This is a genomic window from Desulfobacter latus, assembly GCF_013389365.1.
Taxonomy (GTDB): Bacteria; Desulfobacterota; Desulfobacteria; order Desulfobacterales; family Desulfobacteraceae; genus Desulfobacter; species Desulfobacter latus.
Genome location: NZ_JACADJ010000014.1, coordinates 1 through 15,781 on the forward strand (window position 1 = coordinate 1; position 15,781 = coordinate 15,781).

Consider the following 15,781-nt stretch of genomic DNA (forward strand, 5'->3'; position numbering starts at 1 on the left):
AAAGTGCTTCAGTTATGATTATTAGCTGATTCATCAAAGTGTTGTTTAAAACTGGTTTTATCACTGAAAATAAAGTACTAATTCCCATGATGACTACCCCTCTGACTATGGTTGATGTTTGCTCAAATATTATTTTATCAGAGAATGTGATCATTTTATTCATATAGGTCAATCAATTTGGCGAAGGTATTGTTCAACTATAGTTCTTTTCTTTTTTAAACCTACATTTCGCTCTTTGATTTATAACTATCTGAATTTATTAGTAGCGGGGTCAAAGTTGAGTCAGGGTACACAATTTTATTTCTCATAAATTTAAGATACTTATAGAGACAAGCGAAATGTAGGTTTAAGATGAAAACCAAAACAGACATTGAACAGTGGTCTTTGCCCATTGTGGAGATCCTTCAAATGAAAAACGCCTGCCTCACGCTTTGAGTGAGGCAGGCGTTTTTCGCTTTTACGCATCTTAAATATCAGTGATGGGAGTCGCCTTTATCATTTATCGTGTCATAGGCGGCCTTAAGAATGCAATAGGTCATGCCTGCCCCTAAAATACCAATGGCATACCAAAATCCACCGAAAAAAAGCATATGGCCGATATCCCAGGCCCATTCAAAAGAAAAGGGAAACATTCAAACCTCCTTTATCCGTTTTGCGCTGCCGCATCGGCAGATTTGTTAAGCTCCAGTTCCTGGGGAAATACCGGCAGGTACCGGTATGCAACAGCGATCAGGATAATTCCGTAAGCGACAGGCAAAATGGTGGTGGCCACTTCCTGCCAGCTTGGGATATATAATGCCCAGGTATCAAAAGACATCACCGGCACGGCCATGATCTGAAGCACCATCACCCACCGGTTCAGGCATACACCAATGACGCCCAGAATGATGGCAATGGTGCGGGTGGTGGGATTTTCCCGGGTACTTTTAATAATCAGAAGCAACCCCGGCACAACACCGCATAGAATCACTTCGGTAATCAGAATCCAGTATCCGTAGAACCCGTTGTCGCTGTAAAAATGGCTCAGTTTGAATCCCATGGAGGGCGCAGTTACATATGCCCAGTAAATGGTATCAATGATCTTGGCAATAATATAGGTGGTAATCATCCAGCCGGAAATTTTTGCCAGCAGATTGACGGTTTTATCGCCGACCAGTTTTTTACCTGTAATGATTTCCGTAATCTTGGTCACCAGCAGGGTGAAGCAGGGGCCAAATGCGGCGGCAGACCAGGTAAACAGGAAAAAGGTCCAGGGCCAGATCAAAAGGCCTTCGCGGTAGGCAAAAGGACGGCCGAACATAACGCCGGCCACACCGCCCAGCGATCCCTGGTGGAAAAAACTCAAAAAAGCACCGGTGGCGGCAAATACGGCCATCACCTCATGCATGTTGTGGGCCAGGTGGTGAAAAAACGGCACCTTGTTGGCCTGGCGGTTTTCCAGGATATTGGGAATAAATTCAATGGTCAACACCGCAAAGTAGCAGGAGAGACAAAAGGCCACCTCGGTGAGCATGGAATGCACATTGGCATGCCAGAAAATAAACCAGCCGCGCAGCGGCTGTCCAATATCAATGGCCAGGATCAGCAGCGCGGAACTGTAGCAGATAAAACCAATGATCACGGCAAAGTTGATAATATTTTTCAATTCATCAACCTTGAAAATGTATTTCAAAAGTCCTGTGAAAAAAGCACCGCCACCAACCGCAATGACTGCCAGGTCAGCCCAGATCCACAGGGCAAATCCGTAGTAATCGTTCATGTTGGTCTGATTCAGGCCTTTAAACCAGCACAGAAACATGGCGTAAACGCCCCAAAGCAGTACAGCACCCACGATAATAATACCAATCAAGAATATCGGGAATGCACACCGTTTGGCGCCTTCGGGTATTAATGCATCATCCATATCTAATTACTCCTAAATAGTTTTATGCAAGTTAACCATGGGATGAAGACGCCCCATGATGGGTTTTAACATTTTCCCACTCACCTTTAAGGTAGTTGTCCCCGGCCTTTCTGACCCATTCCCGCTCAGACATGTAATATACCTTGGGGTTGGTACCAAGACGTTCAAGCAGCCTGAAAACGTTGGGGTTTCTGGATTTTCCCACAACTTTATGATTCATGGGATCCGGATGGGGATCCGGTTTAACAATCTGATGAACCTTGTGGGCAGGGTTGTTCAGGTCACCAAACACAATGGCACCTGCCGGGCACGCCGTGGTGCATGCGGTCTGATACTCCATCTCTTCTATTTCACGATGTTCAATCATGGCCTTTTCCCGGGCCAGCTGATACCTGTGATAGCAAAAGGAGCATTTTTCAACCACACCGCGCATACGCGGGGACACATTCGGACTTAAGTAATTTTCCATGCCCTCGGGCCATTTGGGATCCCACCAGTTAAAGTATCTGGCATGGTAGGGGCATGCCCCCATGCAGTACCGGCAGCCAAAACAGCGGGTATAGATCTGGCTGACAATCCCGGTATCATAACCATAGTCGGTTGCCGTGGCGGGACAGACGGATACGCAGGGAGAATGGCCATGGTCACCGATTCCGCCGCAGTGCTGGCAGGGACGGGGCAGATAAGCAATTTCAGTTTCGGGAAAGGACTTTCCATTGGTCAGTTTGTACACCCGCATCCAGGTGATACTGTCCTTTTTATTGGATTCATCCTCCTTAAACGGAACGTTATTTTCGGACATGCACGAGACCATGCAGGCACCGCATCCCGTGCATTTGTCCACATCAATAACCATTCCGAACTTATGGACTTTTTTATTTTCTATCATCAGAACCTCTTAAAATGATGTCGTAAACAGTTTACGCCTTGGAAAGGGAGGCTTTAATTCCAAAGGCAGCATCCAGTCCTGAACCAGGCTCGATGACCGGGCCGATCAGATCATTGACATTGGCACCTTTACCGGCCACATAAGGATTGTTGAAGGCATGTCCAAGCCCCCGTGGCATACCGATCACGCCGGGCAGAATCCCTTCATTAAAGCCGATTTTCACCTTTGCCCTTCCCATGGCGGTTTTAAGTACGGCAATATCACCGTCTTTCAAGACGCCTGCAGTGGCCGGATTAATTTCAACAACACTGTATTTTCCTGAAAGGACCATATCGGGAACGGTTTTAACCGCAAAGGGAGACGATGCCATTGCCCCCCCGGCAAGCCGCATCTTATCAACAGGTACCAGAGTATATTCGCCTTCCCCATTAGACGCAGCCGCTTTGGGCGCGGAAACAAGAAACGTAAAATCCGTTCGAGGGGTTCCCACAGGCGGCTTGTCATTAATGACCACATACCCGTCGCCGGACAGGGTATCCCAGATTTTTCCCGTTACTTGTTCAAGGCAGGCATCATAGGATTCCCAGGCAAAGCTTTGTGCCATGCCGGCACCCATGGCCCGGGCAAGAAGGATCAGCGCATCGCCAGGATGTTTGGTGTCAAATACGGGGTTAACCATGGGCCGACACAGTCCAACGACTGTTTTAGCAAGCCCCGCACCGGAAACGACATCTTCAAGGCGTTCAAGGAAAATGGATGCAGGCAGAATCACATCAGATTTAAGGGCGGTTTCATCCATGAAAGAACTGAAGCTGACCTTGAATCCAACGTTATCCATGGCGGCCTTGATTTTTTCCGGAGCGTTCAATGCGTAGCAGGGATTGGCATTATAAATAAACAGGGCTGAAAGGCCGCCATCCGTTTCAAGCTTGTCTGCCAGCTCATTAACGGAACCGGCAAGTTTAGCCTTGCCTGCGCCCTTTTCAGCAGTCGCATCCACTACATTTTCGGGGAAGCTTAAATAATCGGCCGGGCACATGACAAAGGCACCACCGGCTTTGTTCAGGCGGCCTGCCAATGCATTAAGGGCCTGGACGGCAGCGAATTCACGAAGGCTTCCCGCATCTCCCCTGCCCTTTCCCGGCACGGCCACAGGTGCCTTGGCCTTGATAAACGCCATGGCAAGGGCATCAATATCCGCAGCGTTAACGCCGGTGATTGCCGCCACCTTGTCCGGTGTGTACGCTTTTTCGAGCATGGCAGCGAAAGGCAACTTGCTTACGTCCCCGGAAAGTGTATTCGTTGAAATTTTATTCTTTGCAAGCAGAACCGCACAAAGACCCAATGCCAGATCTGCTTCAGTGCCGGGGTTCACGGCAATGATTTTATCTGCGGCGTTGGCCGTATTGGACAACCTGTAATCAATCTGTACAAGCTTGGCTTTGCGTTCACGTCTTGACGCATTGGCCTGGATACAGGCCACCGGTGATCCCCAGCCTTCGATAATTCCCGCACCGAAACTTAAAATGAAATCAGAATGATCAAGATCAAATCCAAGGCGTCGATCTGCACTGTGAAGGGCAGCCGCCGTTTGCGCCAGATTGGATTCAAGGCTTGGCATGGTATAGGTATTCGGTGAGCCGAAAGCCCCCATAAACCGGTCAAAAAGCCGGGCCATGGAACCGTTGTCAGCCCCCGTGATCAGTCCCAGGGATTCAGGTGCGCCGCTTTCACGGATTTCGCCCAGTTTCTGGGCCACAAGTGAAATGGCCTCATCCCAGGAGATCTTTTCGAATTTATTGCCGGTTTTCTTTAACGGGGTTTTTATTCTGGCAGGATCATAAAGATACTGCAGACCGGAAATGCCGTGGAGACAGGCACCACCGTGATTAATCGGGTGATCATCAAGGCCTTCAATTTTAACAGGCCGTCCGTTTATTTTTCTGACGCTGATGCCGCAGGCACCTGGACACAGGTTGCATACGGACCGGTCATAGGTTATTTTGCCGTCTTCAGGGACAGGGGTCCAGGGCCAATTCTGGGTCCAGATGGAAGAATCATCTGTCAGCTTGACACCCACAGGGGAAAGCGCGATGCCGGCTGCGGCGCCAAGTCCCAATCCCAAGAAGCTTCGTCTGTCAATTTTCATAAGTCATCCTTTATAAACTTTGAAATTCTTGTGCTTGAGGTATCTTACTTGTGGCACTGGAAACAGTAGCCCTTGTGACCCGTTCTTTCCAGGTGGCAGTCCGCGCAGTCATCCATCTTCATACGATCCCAGGAATTCTTTTTAATTCCCCAGATATTCTTGCCCCAGATATCACGGCTGTAGCCGGTAATTCTATTCTCTTCATAGGGCCGCGAAGATGAGGACTCGCCAATGTGACCATGGCAGCTCTTACAATCCATACCGCCTGCAACCGTATGCGCGGCATGGGAGAAAAATACGCAATCAGGCTGTCTGGCATAAATCAGCCAAGGCACTTCTTTCCCCTGGGCCACATACTCGTCTACAAAAACGGCTTCATCATCGGTCTCTCCCATGGGTTCATCCGTATGACATTCCATACAGGCTTCCAGGCCGGGAATTCCGGAGAAGGTACCGTCTTCTCTGAAATAATGGCAGGATTCACAATCACCGGTTTCTTCAACATGAAGGTTGTGATCGAAATTAAAAGGCTGTTCCTTTTTTGAATAAAGCAATTTTGGAAACAGCAGCCAGCCCGACAGGAAGCATACCAGAAATGCCCCCATAAAAAAGACGACACCAAGGCCTAACCCCTTGTCATCTTCTGGACCATTGTTGGTGCCGTGGTGCACACCCCCCCCAGGACCATCATCGTTTGCTTTGTTTTCTAACTCGCTCATGAAAACTCCATCAATGTTAAAATGTTGATGTTATCATACCCTTGCAGCCCCGGGTAAGTCCCCAGGCCAATATTTTTCGCAGAACAGCATTTGCCATGCCGATTTTCTGCAATACGTCCGGAAAAATATAAATTCGCTCAATCTATATTAATATATGTTTTTCTTGTCAAGCTTAATTGGGAAAAGCCTTTAGGGTCATGGCATGAACAAAAGCGAATTTTAAATCATTTTCTTCAAAATATTCAGGCGTAACTGTGAAGTCCGGATAAAAAGAAATTCACGCCGAAATAGGTGAACAGAACACCAAGAAACCCGATGATGGAAACAACGGCAAGTTTTTTTCCGTGCCATCCGCGCATCAGCCGTAAATGCAGGAAAATGGCGTAAATAAACCAGGTAATTAAAGACCAGGTCTCTTTAGGATCCCAGGACCAGTATTTGCCCCAGGCGGAATTGGCCCAGACAGAGCCTGTGATAATACCGATGGTCAGAAACAAAAACCCGAAAACGATCATCTGGTAGGTTAATTCGTCAATGATATCCCACTCGGGCAGTTTTGCAAACAATGATCTTGCCCCGGCCTCTTTGGGTTTTATGAAGTACATAAAGCTGAACCCGAAGGCAAGGGCAAAGCCTGCATATCCCAGAAAGCAGGTAATGACATGGGCAATGAGCCAGTTGGACTTAAGTGCGGGAATCAAAGGCGTAATTTTTGATGTAATGGAGGGATCGAAGCTGGCATAGGCAATACCCAGAAAAATCAGGGGCGAAACAAATACGCCGATGATGCTTTCTTTGTATTTACATTCCACAAACACATAAAGGGCGGCGGCAGTCCATGAAAAAAAGACCAGGGACTCATACATATTGGAAAACGGTGCATGCCCGTATCCCATGTGGTAGGACTCCAGCCAGCGCAGTAAAATGCCGCAGGTATTGGCCACGAGTCCGATAACAATCACCCAGAATCCAAATCGGGCGAGCGCCTGTTTTTTGAAGGAAAAAGATCCAATATAAAATACCGATGCCAACGCATAGATAAATGTTGCAGCCGATAAAAGCAGGGATGAATTCATTAATTTGGTACGTCCTTTAATTGCTTTACAAGTTTTTTAACCGTCAAATTGGTACTCTGGGCGTTGCGGTTGGCCCGGCCGGCCACCCAGACCCGGGTACTGCCGGATCCGGCTTGTTCAATACCGATACACACGGACTGATGGGAGACAAAGAAAGTAACCCAACAACCGATAATCATAAGCAGAAAGCCTGTGTACACAAAGGGAACGCCCGGATCCTTTGTCACCTGAAGACCGGTGTAATAGGCCTGGTCCCAGGATTTAACCTCAACGGTGAATCTGCCCTTGCGCATTTTATCAAACGTGGGAAACCTGGTCGGCAAAACAATTTGCGCATTGTTGCCGCGGGTTGTATCAAGGCGGCCGATAAACGCTTCACCAAGGTCATGCCCGTTAAAGCTGTAATGGGGTAAAAATCCTTCAAATATAAAATTACCGGCACCAGCCGGCAACGGCACAACACCGCCGTTTTTTATGGTGTGTGTCTCAACGGTACCGGTTTCACCGTCGGTGATTTCAAACACGGCTTTATCCGGTGTGGTTGGACCATAGGAGGCCTGAAAGATGTTGATGCCTTTGTACCTTAACGGATGGTTGACCAGAATATCTTCCGTAAAACTTTCCTGGTTGTTTTCAAGGATGGTCAGACTGGATTTAAATTCATCCGGCGCCCCTGTATCGTAAAATTTAACCTGAAAATCATTGCACCGGACCGTGAACGGCAGCTTTATGGGCAACCGCGTATAGGCATTAAATACGGTATCTGCAGCCTGCCCTTCATCCAGGCGCAAATTGGCCTTAAATCCCAATGCAGACCCGATCAGGGCACCGGCAAGCAGCATCAGCACACTTGCATGAACCACGTAAACCCCAAGGCGGGACCACCGGCCTGTTTCTGCATACAAAAACCGACCTGTTTCATCGTTTTTTTCAATCACTTTACCGTTTCGCCCGGCAAGTATCTGTTTGGCCTGGCGCGCAAAGCGGTCCATGGGCAGGTGAGACTCAAACTGCTGTCTGTTTTTAGTTTTTTCAAACCGTCGGGGATTCACTGAAATGTTTTCAGGGAAAATAATTTTCCAGGTGGCCGAGAGCCGATCAATGGAACAAACAACAATATTGATGCATAATACCACCATGAGCATCAGAAACCACCAGGCCTGGTACATTCTATCCAGATGAAGCACCTGGATCATATTGTATAGTCCCGGGCCGTAAAGCCGGATATAGGCCTCGGGGCTGCCGTGCTGTAAAACCACAGTTCCAATGATGGAGGTTAAGGCTAAAAGCACCAGGGTATAAACCGTGAGTTTTACCGAGGCAAAAAACATCCAGACTTGATCGGCAAAGCTATTTTTTTGTTTCAAAATAATTCTTTCACTCAAATTTGTAGGTTGGATCTGCGCTCAACCGAGGTCCGTACGGCCTGCCGGATCATGGGCATGCTGCCGAAAATAATTACTTTTTTCCGGGCCCGCGTGATACCCGTATAAAGCAGCTGCCGGGTAACAACCGGTGATGTCTGTTCAGGGATAAGAATCAGCACCGTATCAAATTCCGATCCCTGGCTTTTATGGACGGTCACGGCAAAGCCAGGCTCACATTCGGGCAGATCCGACACCCTGAAATATCTGATATCTGACTGCCCGGATTCTTCCGAGGCAAACCAGGCCGTGGATATCCCGTTTTCTTCAAGGACCACACCCGTATCACCGTTAAACAGCAAGCGTTTGTAATCATTACGCCGAACCATCAAAAGCGTTTTAAAACCAGGCCGATTTATAGCATTTTTCCCTTTAGATCGTAATATTTTTTCACATAGATGATTAATTTGTAATGTTCCGCTGTTTCCTGAATTATGGGCACACAGTATACGAAAATCATCCAGGGCAGCCATGGCCTGGTCCGGAGAGGCTGCGTCCCAAAGCGTTTTGTACCCTTCCCAAATACAGGATTCAAGGCGCGCCTGATATCTTTTGTCTTCGTTGGTATCCACAAATAAAAGATCAGGATAATCTGCCTTAAGGATATCTGCCACACTATCCGCATCACTGGCATTAACGGCCTTTGCAAGCGTTTCAATACCGACTTTCCCCCCGGATCTGAAATTAACATCCAGAAACACCCGGAAATCGGATAACCCATCGGCATAACACAGGTCAGAAAATACGGCACCGGCCTGAACCGGAGAAAGTTGGTTCATATCACCGAGCATGACAATACGCGTATCCGGGCTGATGGCTTCAAAAAGTCGTGTCATAAGCGCCATGTCAATCATGGATGCTTCATCAATAATCACCAGGTCTGCGGCCAGGGGATTCGCTGCATTGTGCCGGAACCCGGTTCCGTTTTTCACGGGTTTCAATGCACTGTGGATGGTGCCCCCGTTTTTCAATCTGGCGGCGGCCTTGCCGGTGGGTGCCAAACAGATTATCCTGGGCGGTTTCAGGCCATTCTCATTGGCCCAGACTGTCAAAAGTGTCTGTATTATATGGGTAATATAGGTTTTTCCGGTACCCGGCCCCCCGGATACCATCATAAAACCGGAATAAAGGGCCTTTTTAACAGCCTGCTGTTGTCCAAACGTCCTGTGGGTATCCCGGCTGTCAAAATAAGCGGACGACCTGTGGTTCACAAATTCATAATCCGGACCGCAAATCCGCCTTTTCATCCGTGCCCGGATATTATCTGCGAGCCGGCATTGAAAATCATAATACCGGGAAAGATAAAGATGATTATCACGGTCAAGGATCAGGGGATATTCAGCAATCCAGGAGGCCATATCATTTTCTTTTTCACCGCAATGTGAGGCCTCCATGCCCACCATGGCGGAATTTCTAAGTATATTGCACCAGGATTTGAGTTCAGGAAGCCGGATAAGTTCTTTTCCCTCGGACGTTTCCAGGACGGAGCCGGCCAGGCCTGTAAGATCCAGACATATACAGCCTTTGGAAAGTGCCCGGCAGGTCAATGCGGCGGAAAGAACTTCCAACGGTTCTGAATCATTAAAGATATTGGCCATGGTTGTGGAGAAATAGTAGTCCAGATGGGAAAAAATGCCGGATTCATGGAGCATGCCAAGATCATTAAAGGAGAGGTCACACATGCGCTATTTTACCCGAAGGGATCAATTCTGCAGTCATGCAATGATATTATGGATGTATCCTTTGGAATCATCCGTGGGCACAAGTCCGCCCGATGGCGAGGCGCGCCGGTCGGAAATCTTTCTGCGATCCTTCTTAAAGGACAACCTTACAACCACACCGTCTCTGACGCTTTTCCTGCGGTCATACGGCCTCTTGCGCCTCTCTTTTTTGCGATTTGAAACATTGGGTCGATATCCACTGCCAAAACCGTCTGACCTGTCGCCACTGTTTATCATCTTATTATTGCTGATCGGTAATATTTTATTGTCTGCATTCATAATAATAATTCATGTATCTTTTGGCCTTGGTCATGTCATATTTTAGGCCATACGGATTTCCGGTAGGTTGGGTTGAGGAACGAAACCCAACGCCGATAAGTTGTTGGGTTTCACTTCGTTCAACCCAACCTACGCTGTGGCCGATGTTATGACCAATCCCTATCTTTTTCTTTTTACTAAACTTTTTTCTAATGACTCAAATATATGTATCGGCAAAAAATATACACGTCTTTAATATTTACGAAGCGCCATGGCCTCAATTTGAAATTGCCAATGCAGGCAAATACGGCTCATTTTTTATGGCTTAGGCGTAAAACCACTATCCCTTTAGGGTAGGGGTTATTGACTTTCACACGCATCCACATATTTGTGGATTCTTAAAAATGGAATAAACAGCGTGTCTCTGATTTCAAAATGTCTGATAAGCCAGTCCCGCAATTCCACAATATCCTCAATTGCCAGATGATCAACGTTTTCTGCGATTTCACGACGAAGGCCAATGGCTTTTTTAATAAACTGGCGATGGGCCTTGGAATGGATGTCAAGATCCGGATACCCTTTTTGGCCAAGAACTTTTTCCTCCTTTGAAAAAAAAATCTTGCTGAATTCATTGATCTCCGTAACTAAATTGGTTACATCCTTTTCGTCGCCCTTATTTGCTCTAATTTCAATGAGACTGTTAAACATATCCATAAGCTGCCTGCGATATTCATCAAGCTCAGGCACATCCACACTATATTTTTCATCCCATTCAATAATATGGGTCATGGGTCACTCTCCTTTGTTCTTTTTTTTTTGCTTTTCCCCAGCTTCAGGGTGGCCATTATACCGATGGATATCAATATGGCAACAATTACGGCAAATGCAATTCCATGTCGGCCGAAATGCGGGTAAATAACAAAAGGCACCAGATAGCCGTACAAAAATGAATGCAGCATGCCGATGCCTACAATTCTGATTGCAATTTTTGTCACCCCAGCCGCTCCAAAAGCCGCTGGTGAATATTGCCGAATGCGCCATTGGACATCACCAGAACAAGGTCTTTGGGTTTAAGCTCCAGGGCAAGAAAGTCGATCACCTGGCCAGGGTCATGGAAATGGTGAGCATTTTTTCCCCGTTTACAAATATCTTCGGTCAGACGTTCGGGGGAAAACCGCTCTTTTTCAGGAATATTCTTTTTAACCCCGGGAGAACAGATGCACACCAGATCTGCCGGATCAAAACATGCCGGATAGGTCGCTTGAAAAATATTTCTCATGCTGGTATTGGTTCTGGGTTCAAATACGGCAACCAGGCGGCCCTGGGGATAAAACGGTTTAACTGCGGCAATGGTCTCCTTAACCGCTGTGGGATGATGGGCAAAATCATCCATCACCGTGATACCGGCAACCCGGCCCCTTATTTCCTGACGTCTTTTAACACCGCTGAAGGTTGAAAGCCCGCGGACAATGTCCGCCTCCGTTATCCCCAGACTGCGGGCCGCGGCAATACAGGCCGTTGCATTGAGCAGGTTGTGCCGCCCGGGCAGATCGATTTGTATATTTATGTCCGTACCCGGGCCTGTGATGCGGGCAAGGGTGTGCAAACGGCCCGTACCCGGATCCGGTGTATTGCTCAGGCGATGGTCATGCATCTGCCACATGGCATTGGTACCGTAAGTCTGAATTTCAACACCCTGCGCCTGTGCCAGTACCCGCATCAGATTCTCATTTTCCTTGCAGGCAATAATACGGCTTTGATCTTTGATTTTTGAAACCAGGGCATCAAACACCCGGCAAACGTGATCCAGGTCGTCAAAGATATCGGCATGGTCAAATTCAATGCCGGTCATAATAGTTATAAAAGGGTCATAATGCATGAACTTGGGCCCCTTATCAAAAAAAGCCGTATCATACTCATCCCCTTCGATCACCATGTATTCCCCATTCCCAATGTTAAATGAGGCGTTATAATCCTTTAAAATCCCTCCGATCATAAATGACGGGGAAAGACCGGCAGCGTCCAGCAAATGCGCCATAATGGCAGAGGTCGTTGTTTTACCATGGGTACCGGTGACAAGAATAATCTTTTTGTCATGGGCAATAAAACGGTTTACAGCCTGGGGCATGGACATATAGGCAAGCCCCCGTTCCATGACGGCAACCGCTTCCGGATTCTCACGTGTCACGGCATTGCCGATAATAACAAGATCGGGCACCTGTTTTGGATCGTCACTGATATTGGCCGGATGAAAGCCGATAGACAAAGTAATCCCGTTCGCCGCAAGAAAATCACTCATGGGCGGATAAACGTTCTGGTCCGACCCGGTGACAATATACCCCATTTTTTTAAGGATACAGGCCAACGTCCCCATGCCGGTGCCACAGGCGGCGACCAGGTGAATCCGCTTAATTGAATCACCCATTAAATCTCTGCCATGACCTGCCGTGCAGCATCCAGCGTGATGTCGATATCTTCGTCCGTGTGGGCCGCAGAGATAAAACAGGCCTCAAACTGGGATGGCGCAAGATAGACCCCTTTGGCCAGCATGCCCCGGTAAAATTTTGCAAACCGGTCCAAATCAGCGGTTTTGGCATCATCGAAATTACGCACCTTCCGACCGGTAAAAAAGAACCCGGCCATGGAGCCGAAATGCCCGGCGGAAAAAGGAATACCAGCGTCATCGGCGGCGGCTTGAAGGCCGTTGATCAGCATATCTGCCCGCCGGTCCATGTCAGCGTAAAGTCGCTCATCCTCAAGGGCCTTTAAGGTAGCGACCCCTGCGGCCATGGCCAGGGGATTGCCTGACAACGTCCCGGCCTGGTAAATAGATCCCCCGGGGGCAATCTGGGACATGATTTCCCGTTTTCCGCCATACGCCCCCACGGGCAGTCCGCCACCGATCACTTTTCCAAAACAGGTCAAATCCGGATCAATATCAAAATAGCCCTGGGCACAGGCCCTGCCCCCGACCCGGAATCCGGTCATGACTTCATCAAAAATCAGCAGGGTGCCATGGGCGGCAGTCTCCCGGCGCACGGTCTTTAAAAACTGCGGATCAGGCGCGACCATCCCCATATTCCCGGCCACAGGCTCAAGAATCACACAGGCGATCTCCTTGCCTTTTTCAGCCATGAGCCGCTCAACCCCTTCAATATCATTATATGGCAAAGATAACGTATTGCGGATCACATCAGCAGGGACCCCCGGGCTTCCCGGGATGTTCAGGGTGGCAACACCGGACCCGGCGGCCACAAGCAGGGTATCTGCATGGCCATGGTAACATCCGTCAAACTTGACAATAAGATCCCGGCCCGTCACGCCCCGTGCCAGACGGATGGCGCTCATGGTCGCCTCGGTGCCGGAATTCACCATTCTGACCATATCCACGGACGCCACTGAATTCACAACAAGCCGGGCCAGTTCATTTTCACCCGCAGTGGGCGCACCAAAACTTGTGCCTGATTCAAGCACTTTTTTCAACGCGTCAACCACAGGCTTTGGACGGTGGCCAAGAATCAGCGGTCCCCAGGACAGGACATAATCAATATAAGCGTTGCCGTCAGCATCAAAAATTCTTGCGCCCTCCCCTTTTTCAATAAAAACGGGGTCTCCGCCCACCGAACCGCAGGCTCTTACCGGAGAATTAACTCCGCCCGGTATCAAATTTCTGGCCGATGAAAATAAAGCGGCTGATTTAGTACGTTCCATATTTTATCCTTTATATATTACAAATGTTACACCCATCACGGTTAATATTAATTAATCTTTAAAAATGGAATATACCAAACTGAGTTCAAAGGGGTCAACTGCTTTGATTTTTGCGCATAACATTTGACCTGATGTAAAAAGGCTTATATAAGGTAGGGTCGAATTATGAACGATGAATATTACATGATGCATGCCCTGTATGAGGCAAAAAAAGCCGAAAAACATGACGAAGTACCTGTTGGGGCCATCGTGGTGGACCGGGCCGGTAAGGTAATCGGACAGGGATATAACTGCCCGATATCTGAAAGCGATCCCACAAGCCATGCTGAAATCAAGGCCATTCGTTCGGCCTGCAGGCGCATGAATAACTATCGCCTGCCCGGAACAACGCTTTATGTGACCATAGAGCCATGCATCATGTGCATGGGGGCAATCATCCATGCCAGAATTCAGCGGGTGGTATTCGGGGCGCCGGATCCCAAATGGGGGGCTGCGGTCTCTCTCTACCAAATGGGGTCGGATGAAAGACTGAATCATCAACCTGAAATCATTCAGGGCATATGCGAAAAACAGACAAGACATATTATTAAAAGTTTTTTTGAGGAAAAAAGGAGAAACCGTGACAAACACAGTTGTTGTGGGCACCCAGTGGGGTGATGAAGGAAAAGGAAAAATTGTCGATCTGCTCAGCGAACACGCGGATTATGTGGTCAGGTTCCAGGGGGGAAACAATGCAGGGCACACCATGGTGGTCAACGGAAAAGAAATTATCAGCCACCTGATCCCCTCCGGGATAATTCAACAGAAAAAATGTTTTATCGGCAATGGTGTGGTGGTTGACCCTTTTGTATTGCTGGAAGAACTCGATTATCTGACGGATAATAATATTGATGTGTCCCCCAACATGCTGGAAATCAGTAATCGTGCCCATCTCATCATGCCCTATCACCAGGAGATCGACAAAGCCCGGGAAATAAAGAAAGGAAAGGATAAAATCGGCACCACCGGTCGCGGGATCGGCCCCTGCTATGAAGATAAAGCAACCCGCGTGGGCATCCGGTTCTGTGATCTTCTTGATTTTGATCTGTTCAAGGAAAAAGTTCAGACGGTCATGGCGGAAAAGAATTTTTACCTGAAAGAGTATTTCAAAACCGATCCCATGGACCCGGCACTTATTATTGATCAGTTTGAAACGATCCGGGATCGGTTTCTTCGCTATATTTCAGATGTTTCCGTATCCCTTGACCAGGGCATCCGGCAGGGTAAGCAGATTTTATTTGAAGGTGCCCAGGGCACACACCTTGACATTGAACATGGCACTTACCCCTTTGTCACCTCTTCCACAACGGTTTCAGCCAACGCGGCAAGCGGCTGCGGCGTGGGGCCTGGACAACTCCATGAAATTATCGGCATTGTCAAGGCATACACCACCCGGGTGGGCGCAGGCCCCTTTCCAACGGAATTATTTGATGAAACCGGTGAGCAAATTCAAAAAACCGGGGCTGAATTCGGCGCCACGACCGGACGTAAACGGCGCTGTGGATGGCTGGACATGGTGATATTAAAAAATGCCGTTCGCCTGAACAGCCTGACCGGGCTTGCCATCACCAAACTTGATGTTCTGGATGACCTGGATGAAATTAAAATCTGCACCGGCTATGAATATTCGGAAAAAATGATTCAACATTTTCCAGCCCGGATTGATGTTCTGGCAAACTGTACCCCTGTGTATGAAACACATCCCGGATGGAAAGCGCCGACATCAAATATCACCAGTTTTGAGGATCTGCCTGAAAACGCCAGAGCTTATCTTGCACGGATAGAAGAATTATCAGAAGTCAACATTAAAATTGTGTCCGTGGGACCGGGGCGTGAGGCCACAATTATCAAAGAAAATATTTTCTAAATTGACTTTTTCTTGATTCTGGTAT

General features: G+C 48.1%; 15 protein-coding genes. 2 read left to right on the plus strand and 13 right to left on the minus strand.

The window, feature by feature from the left end; all coding sequences use genetic code 11:
- Nucleotides 1-473 precede the first annotated feature (473 nt).
- The 13 genes from HXW94_RS06105 to hemL form a co-directional block, all read right to left on the minus strand.
- Complete coding sequence (locus HXW94_RS06105; RefSeq protein ID WP_178366015.1) at nucleotides 474-632, minus strand: hypothetical protein; 159 nt, start codon at nucleotides 630-632, stop codon at nucleotides 474-476.
- Nucleotides 633-643: 11 nt separating this feature from the next.
- Complete coding sequence (gene qrcD / locus HXW94_RS06110; protein WP_178366016.1) at nucleotides 644-1,903, minus strand: menaquinone reductase integral membrane subunit QrcD; 1,260 nt, start codon at nucleotides 1,901-1,903, stop codon at nucleotides 644-646.
- Between the two features lie 31 nt (nucleotides 1,904-1,934).
- Nucleotides 1,935-2,792: a menaquinone reductase iron-sulfur cluster-binding subunit QrcC gene (qrcC, locus tag HXW94_RS06115; RefSeq protein WP_178366017.1), complete on the minus strand. Its 858-nt coding sequence runs from the start codon at nucleotides 2,790-2,792 to the stop codon at nucleotides 1,935-1,937.
- Nucleotides 2,793-2,823: 31 nt separating this feature from the next.
- Nucleotides 2,824-4,941 (minus strand): menaquinone reductase molybdopterin-binding-like subunit QrcB, encoded by a 2,118-nt coding sequence (gene qrcB, locus HXW94_RS06120; RefSeq protein ID WP_178366018.1) that lies wholly within the window; start codon nucleotides 4,939-4,941, stop codon nucleotides 2,824-2,826.
- A gap of 44 nt (nucleotides 4,942-4,985) precedes the next feature.
- Nucleotides 4,986-5,660 carry a menaquinone reductase multiheme cytochrome c subunit QrcA gene (gene qrcA / locus HXW94_RS06125; protein WP_178366019.1) on the minus strand — a complete coding sequence of 225 codons (675 nt, stop codon included), beginning with the start codon at nucleotides 5,658-5,660 and terminating at the stop codon, nucleotides 4,986-4,988.
- A gap of 242 nt (nucleotides 5,661-5,902) precedes the next feature.
- Complete coding sequence (gene ccsB / locus HXW94_RS06130) at nucleotides 5,903-6,736, minus strand: c-type cytochrome biogenesis protein CcsB (protein WP_178366020.1); 834 nt, start codon at nucleotides 6,734-6,736, stop codon at nucleotides 5,903-5,905.
- Nucleotides 6,736-8,103: a cytochrome c biogenesis protein ResB gene (gene resB / locus HXW94_RS06135; RefSeq protein ID WP_178366021.1), complete on the minus strand. Its 1,368-nt coding sequence runs from the start codon at nucleotides 8,101-8,103 to the stop codon at nucleotides 6,736-6,738. The genes ccsB and resB overlap by 1 nt, the downstream gene beginning before the upstream one ends.
- Before the next feature lie 14 nt (nucleotides 8,104-8,117).
- Nucleotides 8,118-9,842, minus strand: coding sequence for an exodeoxyribonuclease V subunit alpha (gene recD, locus HXW94_RS06140; protein ID WP_178366022.1), 1,725 nt, complete (start codon nucleotides 9,840-9,842; stop codon nucleotides 8,118-8,120).
- Nucleotides 9,843-9,875: 33 nt separating this feature from the next.
- Nucleotides 9,876-10,160 (minus strand): hypothetical protein, encoded by a 285-nt coding sequence (locus HXW94_RS06145; protein WP_178366023.1) that lies wholly within the window; start codon nucleotides 10,158-10,160, stop codon nucleotides 9,876-9,878.
- A 339-nt stretch (nucleotides 10,161-10,499) separates the two neighbouring features.
- The gene (locus HXW94_RS06150) at nucleotides 10,500-10,928 is read right to left on the minus strand and encodes a bacteriohemerythrin (protein ID WP_178366024.1); all 429 of its coding nucleotides are present in this window, start codon (nucleotides 10,926-10,928) and stop codon (nucleotides 10,500-10,502) included.
- A complete protein-coding gene (locus HXW94_RS06155) occupies nucleotides 10,925-11,134 on the minus strand; it encodes a hypothetical protein (protein ID WP_178366025.1) in 210 nt (69 codons plus the stop codon). The genes HXW94_RS06150 and HXW94_RS06155 overlap by 4 nt, the downstream gene beginning before the upstream one ends.
- Nucleotides 11,131-12,564: a UDP-N-acetylmuramate:L-alanyl-gamma-D-glutamyl-meso-diaminopimelate ligase gene (gene mpl / locus HXW94_RS06160; protein ID WP_178366026.1), complete on the minus strand. Its 1,434-nt coding sequence runs from the start codon at nucleotides 12,562-12,564 to the stop codon at nucleotides 11,131-11,133. Before mpl ends, HXW94_RS06155 begins: the two co-directional genes overlap by 4 nt.
- A complete protein-coding gene (gene hemL / locus HXW94_RS06165) occupies nucleotides 12,564-13,850 on the minus strand; it encodes a glutamate-1-semialdehyde 2,1-aminomutase (RefSeq protein ID WP_178366027.1) in 1,287 nt (428 codons plus the stop codon). Before hemL ends, mpl begins: the two co-directional genes overlap by 1 nt.
- A 165-nt stretch (nucleotides 13,851-14,015) precedes the next feature.
- Here hemL and tadA point away from each other — a divergent pair, with 165 nt between their 5' ends.
- Nucleotides 14,016-14,507 (plus strand): tRNA adenosine(34) deaminase TadA, encoded by a 492-nt coding sequence (gene tadA, locus HXW94_RS06170; RefSeq protein ID WP_178366028.1) that lies wholly within the window; start codon nucleotides 14,016-14,018, stop codon nucleotides 14,505-14,507.
- Nucleotides 14,470-15,756 (plus strand): adenylosuccinate synthase, encoded by a 1,287-nt coding sequence (locus HXW94_RS06175; protein ID WP_178366029.1) that lies wholly within the window; start codon nucleotides 14,470-14,472, stop codon nucleotides 15,754-15,756. Before tadA ends, HXW94_RS06175 begins: the two co-directional genes overlap by 38 nt.
- Nucleotides 15,757-15,781 lie beyond the last annotated feature (25 nt).